Annotated in this window: 1 protein-coding gene; it reads left to right on the top strand. The window is 67.9% G+C overall.

Annotated elements, in window-relative coordinates:
* Positions 1–237, top strand: a 237-nt coding sequence (locus OH705_RS28695; RefSeq protein WP_267303632.1) for an ATP-binding protein, incomplete at both ends; no start/stop codon positions are given.

The following is a 237-nucleotide window of genomic DNA, read 5'->3' as shown; positions in this document are numbered from 1 at the left end:
AACCTGCCGGTGCATGACGGGATGAGCGACGCCGAGGTCTGGCAACTGGTGTTCATGCCCGGCTTCTCCACCGCCGAGACGGTCACCGAGCTGTCCGGACGCGGCGTCGGCATGGACGTGGTGAAGCGCAACATCGGTGCCATGGGCGGGCGCATCGACATCGACTCGGCGCCCGGCATGGGCACTCGCATCGGCATCCGCCTGCCGCTGACCCTGGCAATCCTCGACGGCCTGATC

This window comes from Pseudomonas sp. BJa3, assembly GCF_026343815.1.
Classification (GTDB): domain Bacteria; phylum Pseudomonadota; class Gammaproteobacteria; order Pseudomonadales; family Pseudomonadaceae; genus Aquipseudomonas; species Aquipseudomonas soli.
The sequence above is the reverse complement of the archived record's forward strand: the minus strand, read 5'-3'. Positions and strand labels throughout refer to the sequence as shown.